Here is a 16,927-nt window from a genome sequence, read left to right on the forward strand (position 1 = left end):
TTTACAGGCTCGAGGGCCTCACTACCGGCGAGATGCTGGACTTCGATCCGGAATGCGCTGAGGCCCACGATCCCCGTAAGCCGACTCGTCCGAGGGCATGGTGGGCAGAGGATTTTGAGGATAGGGGAATTCCGATACCCAGAACCTTGGATGAGCTCAGGCAAACCCTTTTTCACGAGTACATCCGCAACGCTCTTCCTGGCACTCCGTGGCCAGGTCCCAAAGGAACATCCTGGATGAATCCAAGGTCAAGGTTGTCAGAGGATCCGGTGGCCGCCGACAATTTTGACGAGATGGAAGCTGGCTATCTTCGGATAACGTGACGAGACGCCACCGCCCTCCGCAGTTCGTCGGATGCAACTTCAATTTCGTTGTGGAGTTCCCTATCTACGTGGTGCTGTAGGGGTAACTTGGTCAAACTTTGGGGTAGTTCCCGGACCATTAACCAGCAATTCAATATCTTGCTCACTTAGAACGTTCGAGAATTCCTTATCAGCACAAATTTCTCTGACGAGGTTTTTGATCGCAGGACTGTACGCAATGCGCTCAGAATCGGCGATAAGATCCTCATAAAACAGATTCTTTTCAGCCATTTCCGTCCTCCCAAAGTATTGCGCGGCTCCGCTCGTTTGCCATGTCAAACGTGCCTTTCCAGCCCGTCAGCTGACAGAGCAAGGCGCGTCCAAACGTAACACTTCCATGATCGTTAAATTCTCCGCATTGCACAAGTTCGGTTATCCGGGTGAGCATGTAGAGGGACCAAGGAGAGTTCGGCTCGACAATCCGCATCGCGTGTAACCTTTCGGCCGGGTGCGCACGGAAAGTCGGTGTTTCCATAATCGAGACCAGTTGTTTTTTGACACTAGGCCAATTCTCGATGGTCGGCGTGAATCCGCATCTCGCCCACGCGTATCGGCCGTCCAGGACTGCGTGGATATTCATCCGAACCAATTCCAACGACTCAGCCAGTTGATAACAGTTCCTCGCAATTTGTCTTCCATGACCACAACCACGTAGAGGATGGGAGATGAAGGTATCGCCGCCATCCAATTCACGCCGCTCCAAATCGATCGTGCGTTTAATCGTCGTAACACATTCGCCGCGGCGGTCACGTCCAATAGAAGTGAAACGGAGCCGGCGGGCGGAAACGAAACTAACCGAGGTCAACATCTCTACGGGCAGCCCGCAGGACATGTGCCTTTGGATGACTTCACTAAGCTCCGAACCGTATTCGTTTTCGATCACGTTGGATTTGTTCCCGTTTGTTTTCGAGCCTTCTTTTGAGCGCTCGCTTTGTCGTAGTGCCAGAATTGCAAGCTCTCGCGCTCGCCCCTTTGGACGTCAGCGCGGCTATAGAAAAAGCACCCGAAGACATCCGGATCGAAGCTCGTCTCGATCCCAACGCCGCGTAGCAGCAGCCTAACCCTTTTGTGATGCAGTCCCGATTTGCCGCTGAGTTCACCGAGGGAGACGTATGTCCTTCGGAACTCTTCGGCGCTTTCGCGTGAAACAACCTTGGTAACTCGGCGAGCTTCAGGGTTGAATTCCTCGACCATGGTCAGATGGTCGTGGTCGATAAAAACCTGGGGCGATGCTTTGCCCATGCCTGGGATGAAGTCCAGAACTTCATCTTTGGTGAGTCCAGTTTTCGTTTGTTCCGTGCGCACCAATCTCGTGATTTCATCGGCGTCCACGAGAAGCGACCGGTATCCGTCGACCCCGGCAAGACGTCCCTTCCATTGGAGCTTCTGTTCGAAGAGGAATGCCAGCATTTGCGACACAGTAGCGGTCGCAACCTGCCGAGCCGCCATAACGGACATTTGGCGAGGATCCGGTTCGGTGACATCGGCTGCGCCGAGGAATAGGCGATCCATCAATTCGTCTACGGCTGCAGGAGAAAACCGATGCTTGGCATAACTCCGGTTGCTGGTGTCAGCGACAGTTTGCAGGTATCCGGCCGAGATCATCTCCTTCAAATGCAACCGCGGGATGCCGGTCAGCTTCTCCACCTGCGGCGTCGTCATCGCGCTTTTCAGGGATTTGACGACGTTGCTGATTTCGTCCGCGTCGACTGTGACGCGGTGGTCCATGAGGCCGGCCCCGTCATTCGCCAAGCCTTTGCGTTGAAAGAGCTTACGGATGGTCAGGGCGTGCGCGCCGGAGTCCTTTGACGCAGTCCTGATTGTATGGACTTTGCGGTCGGCCAACACATGCCCCAGAACGTCCATGCCCGGCTCCAACGGCATCGTTTCGATCGCAAACCGGCGCACCGCATCGCGCAGTTTTTCGTATGCGGGATCGTCAACGGTTTTTTGGAGAAGGCCGTATGCGTAACCGTACGTGTCTCTCGGCCCCCACACCCCGCGGGTAGAAGCCTGGGCTTCGTTGAGACGTGCCAACAGCGCCCGAAGCGACACCTCGCCCTTGCTGACAATGCGGTAGCCCTCGTCGGCTGCCGCAGCCCAGTCTGCCGGAGCCAGGGTTGTTGTCCGGACTTTCGGCTCGTGGAGTGAAGACAGCCCCAGCGCTTCGCAGAATTGCGCTGCGGCATGGAGTTCAAGATCATCAAGCCAGTTCCCGCTGTCGCGCAACCCGTCCAGGCGGTTCATTATCCAGTCTTGGAACGGGGAGGGGGGTGCGGTCTCGGCACTCTCTGCTCTTGTCGCCAGAGCCGGCAGCAATTCGGATAAGGTCTCGGTGAAATCGAACGGTTGGAAAGGTCTGCGAGCGGGTTGCGTCACGTCAAAAAAGACATGATGCCGCGTGCATGAGCGAAAGAAGCCGACCGTCCACTCCAGGCGCAGCCACGGCCTCGCAGCAACGGGGCCGTCGTATTTCCGAAGATCCTCGGACACACAACGTGGGCAAAACCGGAAATACGTCCGGTTGATCGAGAGGCGTCCGAGTTTTTCGTTGCCGATCCCCCAGAAGCGGGTGTCAAGCGGCCTTGGCGTGTACCGGGAAAGGTCCGTTAAGTCCGCCTCTCCGAGAATGGCGACGGCCTGGATCGCGAGTTCCTCGCTCCTGTCGAGATCGCGGGGCCTCACTGCCATTTCCCATAGGAATTTTCGGAGCGACCGCCCGTTGAGCGCCGCCAGTCTGGAGGCAAACCCTGATGCGGTTTCGCGATGCTCCAGGGGGTAGCGCCACGCCATCTCCAGAAGAGGGCGATCACCTTTCATCAGGCATCGTGCCCCTTGAACAGGAATGAACCGGGTTCGAGGCGTGCCCAGTCGTCTACCAGGAAAGGATTCATTTCGTCATGGCCCCGTGCGTGTGAATGATCGATGTAGGCGAGGGCGAAATGCTCTCGAGTGAGAACCCCGTCGCCGCGCTCCAGCGCCACATGCAACGCTGCCAAGGTGACCTGTGTGATGCGGCCGTACCTGTAGCGGGCAGCGTGGGCAATGCGATCGGGCAGGTCGCTGGAAAGAACGCGGTCGGCATTGATCTCCGCCGCGTCCGATAACCGTTGGACAATCCTCAAGATCAGTTTCCGTTCTTCCGGCATTGCAACGTCGGGCAGGAAACAAAAGCTGCCGCGGCGCTCGATCTGCTCGTCCAGGCGCGACAGTTCCGTTGTCCGCGGCATGCCGGACATGATGAAGCTGACCGGCCAGGGCTCGTAGTTCATGACTCCTTTGAAAGCTTTCGCGAGATTCTGGCGTTCCTGATCGGACTCGGTGTGCTTCAGCATGTGCTGGGTTTCGTCGACGTACACGATCAGGACTTTTCTCAGGTGCAGCTGGACGGGAAGCATGTCCCAAAGCTCGCCTTGCTCTAACTTCTGTCTCATTGGGTACCCGGCGTTGTCCAGGATGTTTTTGCCGAGCAGCTTCAGCGTGGTCGGGCCCATGAGCCGCACAGTAACCACGGGCTTGATGAGGCCGAATGAAGTCATTTGGGGCTGAAGGGAACTGTTGGTTGCCAGCATGTGCTCGATCGCACGGGACTTTCCGGCACCGCTTTCTCCCGTGATGAAGAAAGCGCGGCCGTCATCGCGCCTGTGGCCGCGCTTCGCCAGCATCGCCACGACAAATTTCCTGAGGGCTTTCGCCAGCACCGCGTCGCGCCCGCATTCGACGTAGACGCTCTTCACGCGCTCAAGGACCTCCCTTACGTGCTGGTCGCGTTCGGGTAATTTGTCCGCGACCGAGCGCAGGAAATCGTCGTCGGAAAATCCGCCAGCGGCCGGGGGATTGCTGCCGTGTGCATTCATTCGTCTTCTCCATAAAGGTTCATGCCCCCTCCGAACGGCTGCCGCAGATCGTTCTCGGACGGCGGACGCGTCTCAGTACCGACACCGCTCTTGGAAACGTCCTGTGCCCCGGTTTTCCCGAGCCGCGGTTCTGTACGGCGGGCGCTTGCGACGACCTGGCCCGGCAGGTTGCCCGGTTTCGGCGGCGACGCGGCATAATTGACGCCGGACATAGCGGCACGCGTCTTCTGCCCAATGGCCGCCACGATGAGATCGACATTCTTCTGGGTGAGTTCGTGAGAAGGCACGTTTGCCGTTTTCCGCGCCTTTTCCGCCTCGTCGAGAAGGTAGCGATGGGCGGCAAGCCGGAACGGACGTCCCGCATCCTGCTGCTCCTTCACAAGCTTCTTGACGGCGGCGTCCTCCTCCAAAAAAGCCACCAACGGAACGCCGCGCCCGATACCGCCGACGCTGGACACCGTGAGGTAGTGCCGGTCCTCGGAAAGGATTCGACCCCTGTGCTTTGGCGGAATCCGGACGAGGATTGCGCCCATGTCATTAGGATCAACGATTGCGTCCACTTGTTCGTCGTCAACAAGCCGATAGAGTTTCCCCAACTCATCAGAATTGTAGGAAAGGTTCAGGAACGAGATTCCGTGCTTGTCCACACTGCGTGGGATGCTGAATCCAAATGCTGCAATCAGCTGTTCATCGGAGAGAGAGGGGCTGAGGCCGTCCCTCGTCAGGTACTGCCATGCCCCGTACGGCGTCCCTCCCTCGAGCCCGCGATGCTTGCGGTGGTGATAACGATCGACGATGAACACGATGGCTGCACGAAAGACCGCGTCGAAGGTGAGGCTGGCCATCTTTTCGGCAGGGTAGTCGCCCTTCTCGACGACGTCCTTGAAGGCGTATCCAGCGAAATATCGACAAAGACGCTTGAAGGTTCGGAAGAACGCTTCGATGGTCCCCCGCATTCGGGGATCCTGGTCGGGGAGCACGCGGTTTACCCTTGATCTCCGGACGGCTTCTTCAAACTCCCCGCGGAACACCGGACCGCCGTCAGTCGCGACGAATCCTGGGCGACCGTACATGTTCCAGTCGCTCTTTGCCCCAGCCAGAAGGGCCATGGGAGTTTTGTCGATCATGGTCGAGCGCAACGCTGATTTGGCCGTGGCTGCCGACGGCGAATAGGGCGTCGCGTGGAACCCGACGATGCACCGGGTTGCGCAATCGATCGCCGCGGTCACCGTAATTCTAGTCCTCGGAATCGAATCCCTTTCCTTCTTGGAGAGCGTCTTCCAAACACTCGACTTGACGATCAGGCTGTGGAGGTCGACTTCCCAATCATCCATTTCGACGCGCTCGAGCGGCTTGGTGATGTTTAATCCTTTGCCAACTGGAGTGTATTTGCGCAGTGCAAAGTCGGGGCCGCGGCGGCCGAAGTCGCGGATAAACGGATCAATCGCATTGAGCCGCCTCCGGATGGCTTTGTCACTGACGGAGATCGGTTTTTCATCCCGAAGGCTTCCGTTCAATCTATCCAGCTGAAGTTCAACATCCTCGCAGATGTCGCCCATGGTCGGGCGCAGGACGCTGGCGTATTTCTGGACCGCCGCGCTTACGACAGGCAGGGCCCGAGGATCAATCTGGCTGCGGTTGCCGCACTGGTCGTATCCGGGACGAAACGCCTCCATCCGATATCCGGCTTCGGAATAGAGCCTCAGCCAGTCGCGGAGTGCACTGGGGCTGGGATAGTCGAAAGCCTTTCGGATTTCACCGGTTCGCGTTCGCCCGGGGGCTCGCCGTTCTCCGAACTGGTCGAGGTACCAACGGTCCATGAGGTCCTTTTCGGCCTCAACGAACGCCCGCATGTCGGCCTGGGTTCTCTTGGGCCTCCACGTGCGCTTCGGATCGCCAGCCTGACGCAGAAAGCGTACGCACCATTCTTTCTTCCACGCGACGGTTCTGAGCTGGGCTTCGGAAAGATCGTTGAGATCCGAATTGTCATGCCGTACACGGAGAAGGGACAACGTTTTTGAGAAATATCCTTCTTCGTGCCTAAGCCGCCCGGAACGTCTCAATTCGTCGATCTGTCGATCAGTCTTTGGCACGAAATGATCTTCGATGAGGTCGCCGTTGACGAGCTGAAGGAAATGCGTGCCCTTTTCCTTGTGAGCCACGCGATATGACTGGCCGTCGATAACAAGGCGATCGTGCCTGCCAAAGACATGTTTCCGTTCACTGTGCTGGTTCATTCTCAAGTCCGTGTCCGGGAAGAAGATTGAAGGCGGGAGGCCGCAGCCGGGTGGCCACGTTCCCTCCCTAATCAGTCGTTCTAAGAATTGGATTAATACGGATCATCTTTGCGGCAGCTACTGGCCCGACAGACAGTTGCTTGCGACGAGGTTGACCCGCAGGAGCTCGGCAGGATCGGCCACCAGAGCGCCATCGTGAAACAGCGCGACGGCAGCCCTATAACCGCGATAACTCAGCCCGCTCCGCTTTCCGATATCGCCGAGGCGAACCTGCCGGCCGACTCCAGCAAGGTAATCCCTGACCACGCTCTGTCCCTCGAAGTCGAAATCTGTGCTGCACGAAAGGATTTCCCGGGCATTGGCGATCGTCGTGAGGTCGAGTTCTTCTTCGGTCAGAATGCAGAAATCGTCGGCGACATCATCTCCGTTGCGTTCGGCAATGGCCCGTAGGACGCGTCTGAGGTCCTGGTCCACGTCAGCCGCATACTTGACTGCATAAGCCGTCCTGTAGCCGCTGGTCCAAGTCACCACGAAATCGAGTGTGTGGGTGCGGCCGTTTCCATAGGAAACCGTTTGCTGCTCCCTGATCTCCTCGACGTCGGGCCGCGCGATCAGAACGGTTGCCCAATTCTCCTCAAGACCGCTCTCAAACCAAACCTCGCGACGGCGGAAAGGATCGATCACAAAGCCGATCTTTGATCCGCGCTTTTTCGGGGTAGGCTTACGCATGCCGACCGTACTGCAGATTTCAATGGCGGGTTGGCTCTTCACCCAAGCCGAACTGGAAGCATGGCCGCTATAGACCAGCCCCCGATGGTGGTAGTGCCGCCGATGCTCCCGTTTTGACTGGCGTCCAATAGCGCTGGCGAGAAACCGTACTGACGATCGCGAAGCCGGGCAGCGAGAAGATTGTTGTGACAATGCATGTGGATCTCCGTTTCTTGTTGAATTCCGACGGTTCCGGCAGCCCGCACATGCAGGCTGCCAGAATTGCTGCTGACGGAATCAACGGGCTATGTGGAGAGTCCGTTTGCTGCCGCGAGAGGCGGGGCTGGCGGATGTCTTCATCGTTTTATGCCTCCTCTGGCTGGTCGTTTGCACGACAGGTTTCTACATGCCCATTGCGTGTGCGACAGGCGGCGAGAACGCCCGCCATCGACAGGGCGAACGCAGGTGAGTTGCGAGGGCTTGTGACGCGTTGGCGAACAACGCACCACAGCTCACGCTGGCGAAATACTGCTGAGGGGAGAGTTACATCCGATGCCCAAGGCATCGGCGAAATCGTACCGATGCCTAGACGGCGGCTGCGCGGTCTTCCCGCTCAGATATCGATACGAACATCGTCATGTCTTCGGTCCTGTACTGCCGACTTGTGCGTCGGGAGGCGGCTTATGTCAGCGATTCGGGAAACGTGCAAGATCCCCGAACTTGCAATTAAAAATTATGGTTAACCCCGAAAAGGCATCACTCGGGAATTGCGCGATCCTTGGGGTCGCGGGGCCGGCACGATAAGACACTTACAGAACCATCGTGATCTTTTTCAATTTATGGCATGTAAATAGACTATGAGTTTAGAAGACCGTCATAAATTGAAAAATTTGCTGAACGCCGAGTTCCGAAGGGAGCCGTGGCGTTGTCGTCATGGCTGAATAAAAACGGCTACAGCCCTCAGATGATCCGGCGCTATCGAACGAGCGGATGACTTTCCGCTGTTGGAACAGGCGCGATGATCAGGGCAGGGGACACGGTTGGCTATGAAGGAGCGGTTTATGCGCTCCAGAACCAGGCGTCCATGCCGGTCACGCCTGGGGCCAGGACGGCGCTGGCGCGCTTCTGGGCAAGGCTCATTTTCTGCAGATGGCCGTCTGTGACGCTGTTCGGACCCACGGACGCGAGGCTGCCGAAGTGGTTCCGCGAAGCTGACTGGGGAGTGAAGATCGACTATCATAGGACCTCTTTCCTTCCGCCAAACCTCGGGTCGGTCGACGTCGAGGCCGGTGGCTTTCCGCTGAAGATCTCGTCCGCGCCCCGGGCGGTCATGGAATGCCTCCATCTGGCATCGGGTGGCGACGATCTCGTCGAAGCCAGGGAATTGATGGACGGGTTGAACAATCTCGGGCCCATGATTGTGCAGACCCTGCTCGAAGCATGCACCTCCATCAAGGTGAAGCGCCTCTTCCTCTACCTCGCCGATGCGGCCGGGCACGATTGGGTTAGGCACATCGACCGCTCCGGCATCGACCTGGGATCTGGAGCACGCAGCCTCGTGAGCAAGGGAACGTATATCCCGGAATACAAAATCATGGTTCCCAGGGAGTTGGTGCCGGATGCAAAGCCACGTCTGTAGGGACAGCTCTCCCTGCTCGACGTGCTGTCCTAAGTGGCAGCGAGGGTTGCTTCATGCCGCGCCTGTCGGTGGCATGGACCTGACTTGGGTCGCGGATACCCGCGAAGCGATGGCGAAGTGGACGCAACGGGGGTTTCGGTCCCGTTGCCTTGGTGGAGCTTCACCAAGACGGCACTCGCAATCGCTCTGCTACGTCTGTCGGAACGAGGCAGGGTCAGCCTAGACGAAGTCGTCGAGGGCAAGCCTTACACGCCCGTCCAACTCCTACGGCACGAAGCGGGGTTGCCAGACTACGCCTCCCTTCCGAGGTACCATGCTGATGTCGAAGCGAGGCGTTCGCCCTGGTCCGTTGAAGATCTATTGAACGCGGTCGAATCGGATCGAATGCGATATGAGCCCGGTCACGGGTGGGCCTATTCAAATATCGGCTACCGGAGATCGCCCGATTGATCAGGAAAGCATCGGAGCTGCCCCTAGCCGATGCTCTTGCTGATCTCGTCTTCGTTCCCGCCGAACTTGCCACAGCCAGGCTCGCCGTCACGCCGGCAGATTTGGCAGATGTTCGCATGGGCGATGCGGTCGGCTACCATCCGGGCTGGGTCTACCACGGACTGGTCGTGGGAACGGCGATGGACGCGGCCAGCCTTCTTCGCCGCTTACTGTCAGGCGATCTTGTCAAACCCCACTCGCTCTCCAGAATGCTCGAACCTAGACCGCTCCCACAATTCCGCTCGGAGCTTCATCCCGATCCGGCATACGGATTTGGATTGATGCTGCGGGCAACGAATCCGCTCGGCCATCCCCTCGGACACAGCGGAAGTGGTCCAGGCAGTCGGATCGCTGTCTACACGCAACAGGGGACAACATGCGTCGTTTGCGCGGCTACGGCATCTGGTGTCGATCCAGAGGTGGAAGTCTTTCGAAGTCTGCGGAGCGGCGGCATCTGACGCTTTGGGCCGTCCGTCAGCTTCCCGACCACAATTGGCCGATGCGGACATTTAGCTTCAAAGCCTTCTGTGGGGCGAACGTCGTCTGGTCGAAAGAGCTGAGGGTTACCAGCTCTTTTGCTGTCCGGCACGCCGATCAGCTGGCAATGCGGGGGGAAAGAATGACCTCCCTCTCAGCGTTCTAGGCGGGAATACGGGAGTGAAATGACCGAGACTCGATCTACCACATCAGGGGAGCATGAGCGATGAGAGCACCGGACGTGGTGTGACGCCGTCCTCGACGAGCACGAGCGGCTGAGGCAGGAGAGGCTGTCGGAGATGGCAGCGTTCAGACTGGCAAAGCGGCTGGAAGGCTGACTTGTCCCCGGCTCGTTAAGAGCGGGATCAAGGTGATCAGGTCAGACTTGTCTGGCTTTCTCCTGCGCGGCCCCGCATCTCGCCATGTTGGCAGGACAGTTCCTGCGTCGGCCAATGCTACGCAGACGTCCTTCGCCTCGGAGGGCGTGAGCGCGAAGCGCTCCAGGAGCCAAGGTGACACCTGCCCAAACGGAATCGGACGACCCTTCATGCGCAGCGCGTCCAACAGCCATTCGGCCGCAGCATGCTTTTCCCTTTCGATCTGCGCATCGAGCGTTGCCGTCTGATGAAGGTCTGCGGCCGTGAAGAATAACGGGCGGGTTTCGTCCTCCTCCTTGGCGAGCTTCGCCTCGAACCTCCGGAAATCGTGTCCCTTGAGCGCCTTCCTCTCGAGGCTGCGGTAGACCTCCAGCCCCTTCCAGTGACGCGTGCCATAGGTGAGGCAGAAGTGGGTGCGCTCGGCGAGCTTTTTGATGGGCGTAGAGACGACGTACTGGAACCCTCCTGCGTCCTTGAACTCCTGCCGGAACAGGTTCTCGGCGGCTTCGGCCGGCGGCAGATCCCTGTCGATCCTTTCTGGCCACCCCGGGCGCAGGATGCCGTTGAAGGATGCAATGATCGTCGGATCGTTCCACGAAGTGAAGCGACCCGCGAAGTCGTACATGTAGTTTACGAGCACCTCGCCCGGCCTTCTCGTCAGCAGCGCCGAGATCGCATCGAAAGGGTATTCGGTCCATCCGGTTGGGTCGATGAAGGTGAGCGTGAATCCTTCGGCGAAGCTCATGATGTCCGGGATGGCGTCCTGGAACCGCCCGTCGAACGTCTCGACGTGGAAGCCGCTGGAGGGGTCGTGATGAGCGCGCACGGCGGGATCGAGCTGCCTGAACGACGAGCGCTTCTTTTCAGCGAAGAAGCATTTGATGACCGGCCTGCCGCCCTTGGCCGCAAGCTGGCGTTGGACGTCCTTGAGCACCCCTATAGCGATCATGAACGAGGTGTCGGAATAGTCGGCGCAGCGCGACTCCCAAGGGCCGGAGAAGCCGTCCACGTATGTCAGGGCCGGATAGCTGGTATCCTTGCCGCCCAAGGTGATCAGCGCGAGTTCCTGCAGGTAGTGCCTCAGTATGACGTGCTTCGCCGCGGTCTGTTCCCGATCCTTGTAAATGTGGTCCATCCAGTCCCCTTAGCTATCCAGCACCCACTGTCATGACTTCCCGTGATCGACTCGCAGAAGGTAACTGGCTCCACTCTTTGCCGTCCAGTGTTCGACCGCCGCTTTTCGGCCTTACTCCACCCCACTGCTTGAAGAAGAAGGCTACGCCCGCGTCGTTGCACTGGTCGCGGACTTCCCTGACCCAGTCGGGATGCATGGGTCTTGCTTTCGGCCCGCTCTCGCCGCCGACAATCACCCAGTCGATTCCTCCGAGGTCCATGCTGCCCATAGGCCCGATCAGCGGCTCGACAGACAGGAACTTGATGGAGGCATTCATGCCCTGCATGTGCCTGATGCGCGACTTCCTCGAGCCGTCCTCGACCGACGTCCCGAGCCAGACGTGCAGCGGCGCGATGGAACCTGCGTATCGCCTGTTCACGTAGTCGCGTAGGCGCGAGCTACGCTTGGTCAGGATCTGGAAGGTGTGCCAATCGGCTTTCTCCATCGTTTCGAACACCTTGTCCACGAAGGCGTAAGGCACGCCCTTGTGGAACAGGTCGCTCATGGAGTTCACGAAGATCATCTTCGGCTGCTTCCACGAGAGCGGCGCAAGCAGCCGTTCCGGCCTGAGCGTGAGGTCGAAGCCATGCTCGAAGGGATGCCCGGGGACGCCGCGGAATCGCTCGGAGAACCGTTCCGCATAGCAGTGGTCGCAGCCCGCGCTGATCTTCGTGCAACCTGTGACGGGATTCCACGTCGCATCGGTCCATTCGATTGCTGTGGTGCCAGCCATGCGCTTGCTCTGGAACATAAAGGGAACACATAGTGCATCGCGCATGGTTAGGGAAGTGTTAATTCAGGCGGCAGACCGCGGCTTGCGTTGGCAGATTACTTCACCCCCACACTGGCGAAGAGTGCCCGAGTCAGCTCGGGATTTTCCACTGCGCGGTTGCGGTCTGTTCCGACCTGGTCGACGTAGACTACTCGCCAGAAGCTCGTATCCATCTGTCTCAGAAGCAGGGCCGCCGGGTGGTTTCCTTCCTTCATCGTGGCCGTCCGCTTCCAGACTCCCGGCAGATCGTACCGGGTCCAATCGTCAAAGTTCATCGTCCTCGACAACGAGGCTTCCAACGCATCGGCGTAGGACACCAGCGTGTGCTCCGCGGACGTCTCAACCGCAAGGAAGGCGACCACGCCCGACTTCAGGTTCGTGAACGAATAGAGCGTTCCAGCCGGACCAGGCATGCTTTCGTTTTCCCATCCCCCCGGTATCATCGTCTTCAGGTTCGTCACGGGATTGGTCCATGAGTACGGCCGCGAAACCCGTTCCAGGTTCTGCTTGTCGATCGCGTTGGAAGCCACGATTGCGACCAAGATCAGCAGGGTCAGGGACATGCCTATTGCGCGGCGAACAGGACTGTCGGAATACGGCCTTACCGACGCAACGCCCTCATCGTACAAGGTTGGCTTTCCGTCGTTGACCCGGCGGAATGCCGGGACCATCGTGAACAAATTGATGAGGGGGATGCCGAGCGCCAGTCCACGCACCCATACCCGCAGCTCTCGGGCGACATTCTCAGCCAGCGTGAATGGCCGATCAGTCTGCACGTTGACGGCGTGTATACCAAAGAGTTTCTTGCCGGGGGAGTTTCCGAAGGCTGTGATAATGATGCCGTTCAGCACCATCACGACAGGCAGCGTGAGGACTAGGAGCGCCCTCGGGTCGGCTGTGTATATCGCAAGAAAAAGCTTGGGGTTGATGTAGGGTGCTGCGATGAACGTGACCGTCAACATTACGGTGGCGAGAACGGAGACATCAAATGTCCTGGCAAAGTATCTCGTCCAGGGTATCCGAGGCTCGGACATCCTAAGATTCGATAGCCGTATCTGATTTCTTTCCTCTTCCGAGGTCTCCTTTTTCTCGGAGGCAATTTCGCCGATCTCCGGGAAAGGGAGCGGGTCTGGTTCTACGGGCGCTTTCGGCTGTGCCGTCCCAGGGATAGGCGGCGGCCCCTTCTTGCGCGTCAGGGCATCGAATGCTTCGACTTGGCTTATCAGCCGCCATTCCGGCAGGCCTTCGGCCCAGACAAGGGTGTCACGATCAATGATGCCGTCCTGAAACCGCTTTTCGATATCTTCGGCCGTGACAGGACCGACAGGTTGTCCGTCGGCGACGTAATGCCATCCCGCCATTCCGCAATAAACCCCCCAAGAACCCGTGGCGAGACACTACAGGGTCTGGCTGGCAGAGCAAGACTTGTCAGATTTAACGCTTCTCCGATCGTTTCAACTACTCTTCCCGAACGGCGTGCATAGACAATTTGCTGTTCGGGAAGATCAGTCACAACACTTCGCTCAGCCTGACCGCTTGGAATGTCGACTTTCAGGAGGTGGGAAGCTTCCCTCAACGGTCGAGATGCAGGCGCTTTTCGGACAGGCAGCTTTGGTGAAGGCTTTTCGATGCGGGCCTTGGCGTGACGGTGGCGGCCTGCGGCTCGTCGAGGATGGCCCTCCGGATATGTTCATTGCAATTCCGCTGCCGGAGCTGGGCCGCTACCGCGTTTCCATGCTTGCGCCTCCCGAGTTCAATGCAGTCGGCGGCACCGATCATGGGCATCCAGTCGGAGACCCGCGGGCCAGAGCTCGCGCATATTCAAGCGGTGGCGGAGAACATTTTGTCCGACAAGCCGCAGATTGGCGATCTGCGCTGGTCCTCCACTTTCCGCATCAGCATGAGACTTGCCGATCGCTACCGCGAGGGACGTGTTTTCATCGCAGGCGATGCCGCCCATATTCACCCTCCAACGGGTGGCCAGGGCATGAATACGGGCATCCAGGATGCGTACAATCTCGCCTGGAAACTCGCTCTCGTCCTCAAGGGGGTGGCACCGGCCGCCTTCCTCGACAGCTACGAGGCCGAACGTCGCCCTGTCGGGGCCGAGGTGGTAGAGCGCACAAAGGCCGCGAGCATCGGGTACGCGTCGCGCACGGCAGCGTCGGTGCGCGCCCGCTCCGCGGCGTCGAGCGTGGCCACATACTTGCCGAGCGGCCCTTCGCCCGCGGCAATCGGCGTCCAGTAGTCGTCGAAGCTTTGATAGTCCGTGCGGATCATTAGCTGGGTTTCGGCGACCTCCTCGAGACCCTGCTCGACAAAGGTCCGCTTCATTTGCTGTACCGCGTCGCCTCGTCGGAATGCATCCCGGGCGTGGAACGTGCCGCATTGAGTGAATCCTCCCCGCGACCACTCGGAAGCGACAATTACGAAGTCGGCAGAATGCGCGTCGAGCAGGTTCCAAGTGTAGGCCTTCAGCTTTGCGTCCACTGCATCACCCAGTCCCGGCGGACCGATGAAGTGGACCGTGTCGGTCTTGTGGAGCTTAAGACAAAGCAAGCGGTCGAAGCCGGTGAAATGGTCCATATGCATATGCGACACAAAAACGTGGGTGACGCGCGCGATCTCGCGCGGGGCGAGCGGCGTGAGGTCGCCTATGTCGAACAGCATGGCGCGACGTCCAAAGCGGAAATCCAGGAAGACGCACGGGTCGGAAAACGGTTCGTTCACGAGCCTTGGTTGGACGAGATAGATCACGTTGCTTCCGTGCTTCCGGTCCAACTTGGACCTGCCGCGTGAGTTCAGCCACAGAGGACATGCGGTCCCTGGAGGCGATTATTCCGTCGTCGCAAAGATGCCGATCGCCAAATCGGAGCATTGCTCGTATCAACATCGACAGCTCCGCGCCGAGCTTTCGCCCCTATTGGAGTAACTTCGGCGGTGGGCTTACCGATCGAGTATCAATGCTCCGCTTGCATGCTGTTGCCATCCTGTCAGCCGCGGGCGGCTTCCGAGCTAAGCATCTATTCGCCTCAGCCCTGGCGTTCCACCTCCCAAGATCAATGTAGTTGAGCCTACCAATCCAAGGAAAGATCGGTTTGTCACTCCTGGCCCGAGTGAGCCGTTGGCGGCCCGGACAGCTGACCCGTTCCGGCCGTTCGGGACCGAGCGCCCTTTACAGACCAGCTAACTGATTGATCTTCGCTGCCATGATGAAATCGTTCTCGTGCAGGCCTCTGATTTTATGGGTCTGCAGCGAGATTTCCGCGTAGCCCCAGCCGAAGCAGATGTCCGGATGGTGCCCCTCCTCTTCCGCCAACCGGCCGACCTCGTCGACGAAGGTGAGTGCTTCCCGGAAGTCCGGGAACTTGAATCTGCGGCGTATCAGGTGTCCCGCCTCCAGAAGATCCCAGCCAGGCGTCTGGGAAAGATATCCGCCGGCTTCCTTTTCGGTCAGCGGCGGTATGCCGCCGCGGCAGGGCGTACAGGTTTTCTGGGCAATGCTCTCTGCCATGAAGATCTTCCCTTCTTGTTCCAGGTGCAGCGACCACTGTTTACCGCACCTGGCATTTGCTCGCATAGTGCTTACGGAGAAACTTGCGAATCTGATCGGCAAGGCGCTTGTTGTCCGTCTCCCTCGGCCGATCGCGGCGCTTTTGTGGACTCAGTCGATCGGTACCCGTCTCCGTTTCGGGTGTTTGTCAGCTCAGATCACAAGCGGCAACGTGGCCGTCTTCGTCCCAGAGACGATTTCGACCGGGTTCCCGTCGCCAGCCCGAACCGAGGACGCTCTCTGAACGGAACGAGCATGAAGCGTCAATACCTGGTATTGAAATCTCCTGTACCGACCACTCCGATTTTTTGACCGGAAGCGGATATTTCCGCTCAAGAAGCCAGAGGGCTGTCAATCATGAGGCGATGCAATGTCGGCTCTGGAATGAACGTCGCAATTCAGCAATCATCCTTGCCCGACTGCTGTGGGAGCAGCAGATCGGGCAAAGGGCCTCAGGATGCAAACGCGCGCTGAGAAATATGAGTGCTTCAAATCTCTGCATTTCAGGGACAGGGCATTCGTTTTGCCGAACCCGTGGGATGCGGGGACTGCGAGAATTCTTAGCAGCATGGGATTCGAGGCATTGGCGACGACAAGCGCCGGATATGCCTTTTCCGTTGGCAGGCGAGATTCCTTTGCCGGGCTCAGTAGGGCTGAAATTCTCGCAAACGCTTCGGCGATTGTGAACGCAACGAACCTGCCGGTTTCCGCCGACCTTGAAGATGGTTTCGGCCCCACGCCGGAGACCTGCGCCGAAACAATACGCATGGCCTGCGAAGTGGGGTTGGTCGGAGGCTCAATCGAAGATGCGACCGGCGATCCTGATCGCCCGATCTACGAGAAGGAGGCGGCTGTTGATAGGATTCGAGCGGCAGCAGCAATGACGACCGGCCGGTCGTTTTTGCTGACGGCGCGCGCCGAAAACTATCTTTGGGGTCGCGCCGATCTTTCCGACACCATCGCGCGATTCCAGGCGTTCTCGGACGCTGGCGCGGATGTGCTATATGCACCGGGACTGCCGGACATTGATGCCATAAGAACAGTCTGTCGTGAGATCGATAAACCTGTGAATGTCGTTATGGGGCTGCAAGGTCAGACCTATTCTGTCCGCCAGCTCTCCGAGGCGGGTGTTCGTCGGATCAGTGTCGGCGGGTCGTTCGCCCGCGCTGCGCTCGGTGCGTTGAAACGGGCAGCGGAAGAAGTGCTTACGAAGGGAACTTTCACCTATGCGGCTGACGCGATTCCGGATCGGGCCGTCAGCCAGCTCATGTCCGGCGAAAAG

The 16,927-nt window shown here is 58.8% G+C and carries 15 protein-coding genes and 3 pseudogenes; 7 read left to right on the forward strand and 11 right to left on the reverse strand.

What is annotated here, in order from left to right; genetic code table 11:
* Positions 1–323, forward strand: a 323-nt coding sequence (locus G6N73_RS36395; RefSeq protein ID WP_206079043.1) for a hypothetical protein, incomplete at its 5' end; no start/stop codon positions are given.
* 60 nt (positions 324–383) lie between these two features.
* Here the strand turns inward: G6N73_RS36395 and G6N73_RS23375 are convergent.
* The 6 genes from G6N73_RS23375 to G6N73_RS23400 form a co-directional block, all read right to left on the reverse strand.
* Positions 384–593 carry a hypothetical protein gene (locus tag G6N73_RS23375; RefSeq protein WP_165032020.1) on the reverse strand — a complete coding sequence of 70 codons (210 nt, stop codon included), beginning with the start codon at positions 591–593 and terminating at the stop codon, positions 384–386.
* Positions 586–1,245, reverse strand: a complete 660-nt coding sequence (locus tag G6N73_RS23380) for a hypothetical protein (RefSeq protein WP_165032022.1) — start codon at positions 1,243–1,245, stop codon at positions 586–588. Before G6N73_RS23380 ends, G6N73_RS23375 begins: the two co-directional genes overlap by 8 nt.
* Positions 1,242–3,182, reverse strand: a complete 1,941-nt coding sequence (locus tag G6N73_RS23385) for a TniQ family protein (protein ID WP_165032024.1) — start codon at positions 3,180–3,182, stop codon at positions 1,242–1,244. The genes G6N73_RS23380 and G6N73_RS23385 overlap by 4 nt, the downstream gene beginning before the upstream one ends.
* Positions 3,182–4,219: an ATP-binding protein gene (locus G6N73_RS23390; protein ID WP_165032026.1), complete on the reverse strand. Its 1,038-nt coding sequence runs from the start codon at positions 4,217–4,219 to the stop codon at positions 3,182–3,184. Before G6N73_RS23390 ends, G6N73_RS23385 begins: the two co-directional genes overlap by 1 nt.
* Entirely contained in the window at positions 4,216–6,456 is a 2,241-nt protein-coding gene (locus tag G6N73_RS23395; protein WP_246252482.1) for a Mu transposase C-terminal domain-containing protein, read from the reverse strand. Before G6N73_RS23395 ends, G6N73_RS23390 begins: the two co-directional genes overlap by 4 nt.
* A 117-nt stretch (positions 6,457–6,573) precedes the next feature.
* A complete protein-coding gene (locus tag G6N73_RS23400) occupies positions 6,574–7,185 on the reverse strand; it encodes a hypothetical protein (protein ID WP_165032030.1) in 612 nt (203 codons plus the stop codon).
* Between the two features lie 985 nt (positions 7,186–8,170).
* Between G6N73_RS23400 and G6N73_RS38025 the strand changes: the two are divergent.
* The 4 genes and pseudogenes from G6N73_RS38025 to G6N73_RS38030 all read left to right on the forward strand — a co-directional run.
* Positions 8,171–8,272, forward strand: a pseudogene (locus G6N73_RS38025) (AbiEi antitoxin N-terminal domain-containing protein); the annotation flags it as partial.
* On the forward strand, positions 8,249–8,803 hold the full coding sequence (locus G6N73_RS23405; protein ID WP_281352970.1) for a type IV toxin-antitoxin system AbiEi family antitoxin domain-containing protein: 555 nt from the start codon (positions 8,249–8,251) through the stop codon (positions 8,801–8,803). The pseudogene G6N73_RS38025 and the gene G6N73_RS23405, both read left to right, overlap by 24 nt.
* A 117-nt stretch (positions 8,804–8,920) precedes the next feature.
* The gene (locus tag G6N73_RS38670) at positions 8,921–9,253 is read left to right on the forward strand and encodes a serine hydrolase (protein ID WP_165032032.1); all 333 of its coding nucleotides are present in this window, start codon (positions 8,921–8,923) and stop codon (positions 9,251–9,253) included.
* Positions 9,250–9,750, forward strand: a complete 501-nt coding sequence (locus G6N73_RS38030) for a serine hydrolase (RefSeq protein WP_165032034.1) — start codon at positions 9,250–9,252, stop codon at positions 9,748–9,750. Before G6N73_RS38670 ends, G6N73_RS38030 begins: the two co-directional genes overlap by 4 nt.
* Positions 9,751–10,078: 328 nt before the next feature.
* On the opposite strand, the gene tcmP is transcribed toward G6N73_RS38030, so the two are convergent.
* The 3 genes from tcmP to G6N73_RS23430 form a co-directional block, all read right to left on the reverse strand.
* On the reverse strand, positions 10,079–11,281 hold the full coding sequence (gene tcmP / locus G6N73_RS23420) for a three-Cys-motif partner protein TcmP (protein ID WP_165032036.1): 1,203 nt from the start codon (positions 11,279–11,281) through the stop codon (positions 10,079–10,081).
* Between the two features lie 13 nt (positions 11,282–11,294).
* Complete coding sequence (locus G6N73_RS23425) at positions 11,295–12,053, reverse strand: DUF5131 family protein (protein WP_165032038.1); 759 nt, start codon at positions 12,051–12,053, stop codon at positions 11,295–11,297.
* Positions 12,054–12,148: 95 nt separating this feature from the next.
* Positions 12,149–13,453, reverse strand: a complete 1,305-nt coding sequence (locus G6N73_RS23430) for an RDD family protein (RefSeq protein WP_165032040.1) — start codon at positions 13,451–13,453, stop codon at positions 12,149–12,151.
* A 295-nt stretch (positions 13,454–13,748) separates the two neighbouring features.
* Here G6N73_RS23430 and G6N73_RS38675 point away from each other — a divergent pair.
* Positions 13,749–14,208, forward strand: a pseudogene (locus G6N73_RS38675) (FAD-dependent monooxygenase); the annotation flags it as partial.
* Here the strand turns inward: G6N73_RS38675 and G6N73_RS37135 are convergent.
* Together G6N73_RS37135 and G6N73_RS23445 are read right to left on the reverse strand one after the other, a co-directional pair.
* On the reverse strand, positions 14,169–14,849 hold the full coding sequence (locus G6N73_RS37135) for an MBL fold metallo-hydrolase (RefSeq protein WP_165032044.1): 681 nt from the start codon (positions 14,847–14,849) through the stop codon (positions 14,169–14,171). The pseudogene G6N73_RS38675 and the gene G6N73_RS37135 overlap by 40 nt on opposite strands.
* 418 nt (positions 14,850–15,267) lie before the next feature.
* Complete coding sequence (locus G6N73_RS23445) at positions 15,268–15,708, reverse strand: 4a-hydroxytetrahydrobiopterin dehydratase (protein ID WP_343044716.1); 441 nt, start codon at positions 15,706–15,708, stop codon at positions 15,268–15,270.
* Between the two features lie 394 nt (positions 15,709–16,102).
* Between G6N73_RS23445 and G6N73_RS23450 the strand changes: the two are divergent.
* Positions 16,103–16,915, forward strand: a pseudogene (locus G6N73_RS23450) (isocitrate lyase/PEP mutase family protein); the annotation flags it as partial.
* Between the last annotated feature and the right edge of the window lie 12 nt (positions 16,916–16,927).

Origin of the sequence: Allomesorhizobium camelthorni (genome assembly GCF_011045125.1) — a bacterium.
GTDB lineage: Bacteria > Pseudomonadota > Alphaproteobacteria > Rhizobiales > Rhizobiaceae > Allomesorhizobium > Allomesorhizobium camelthorni.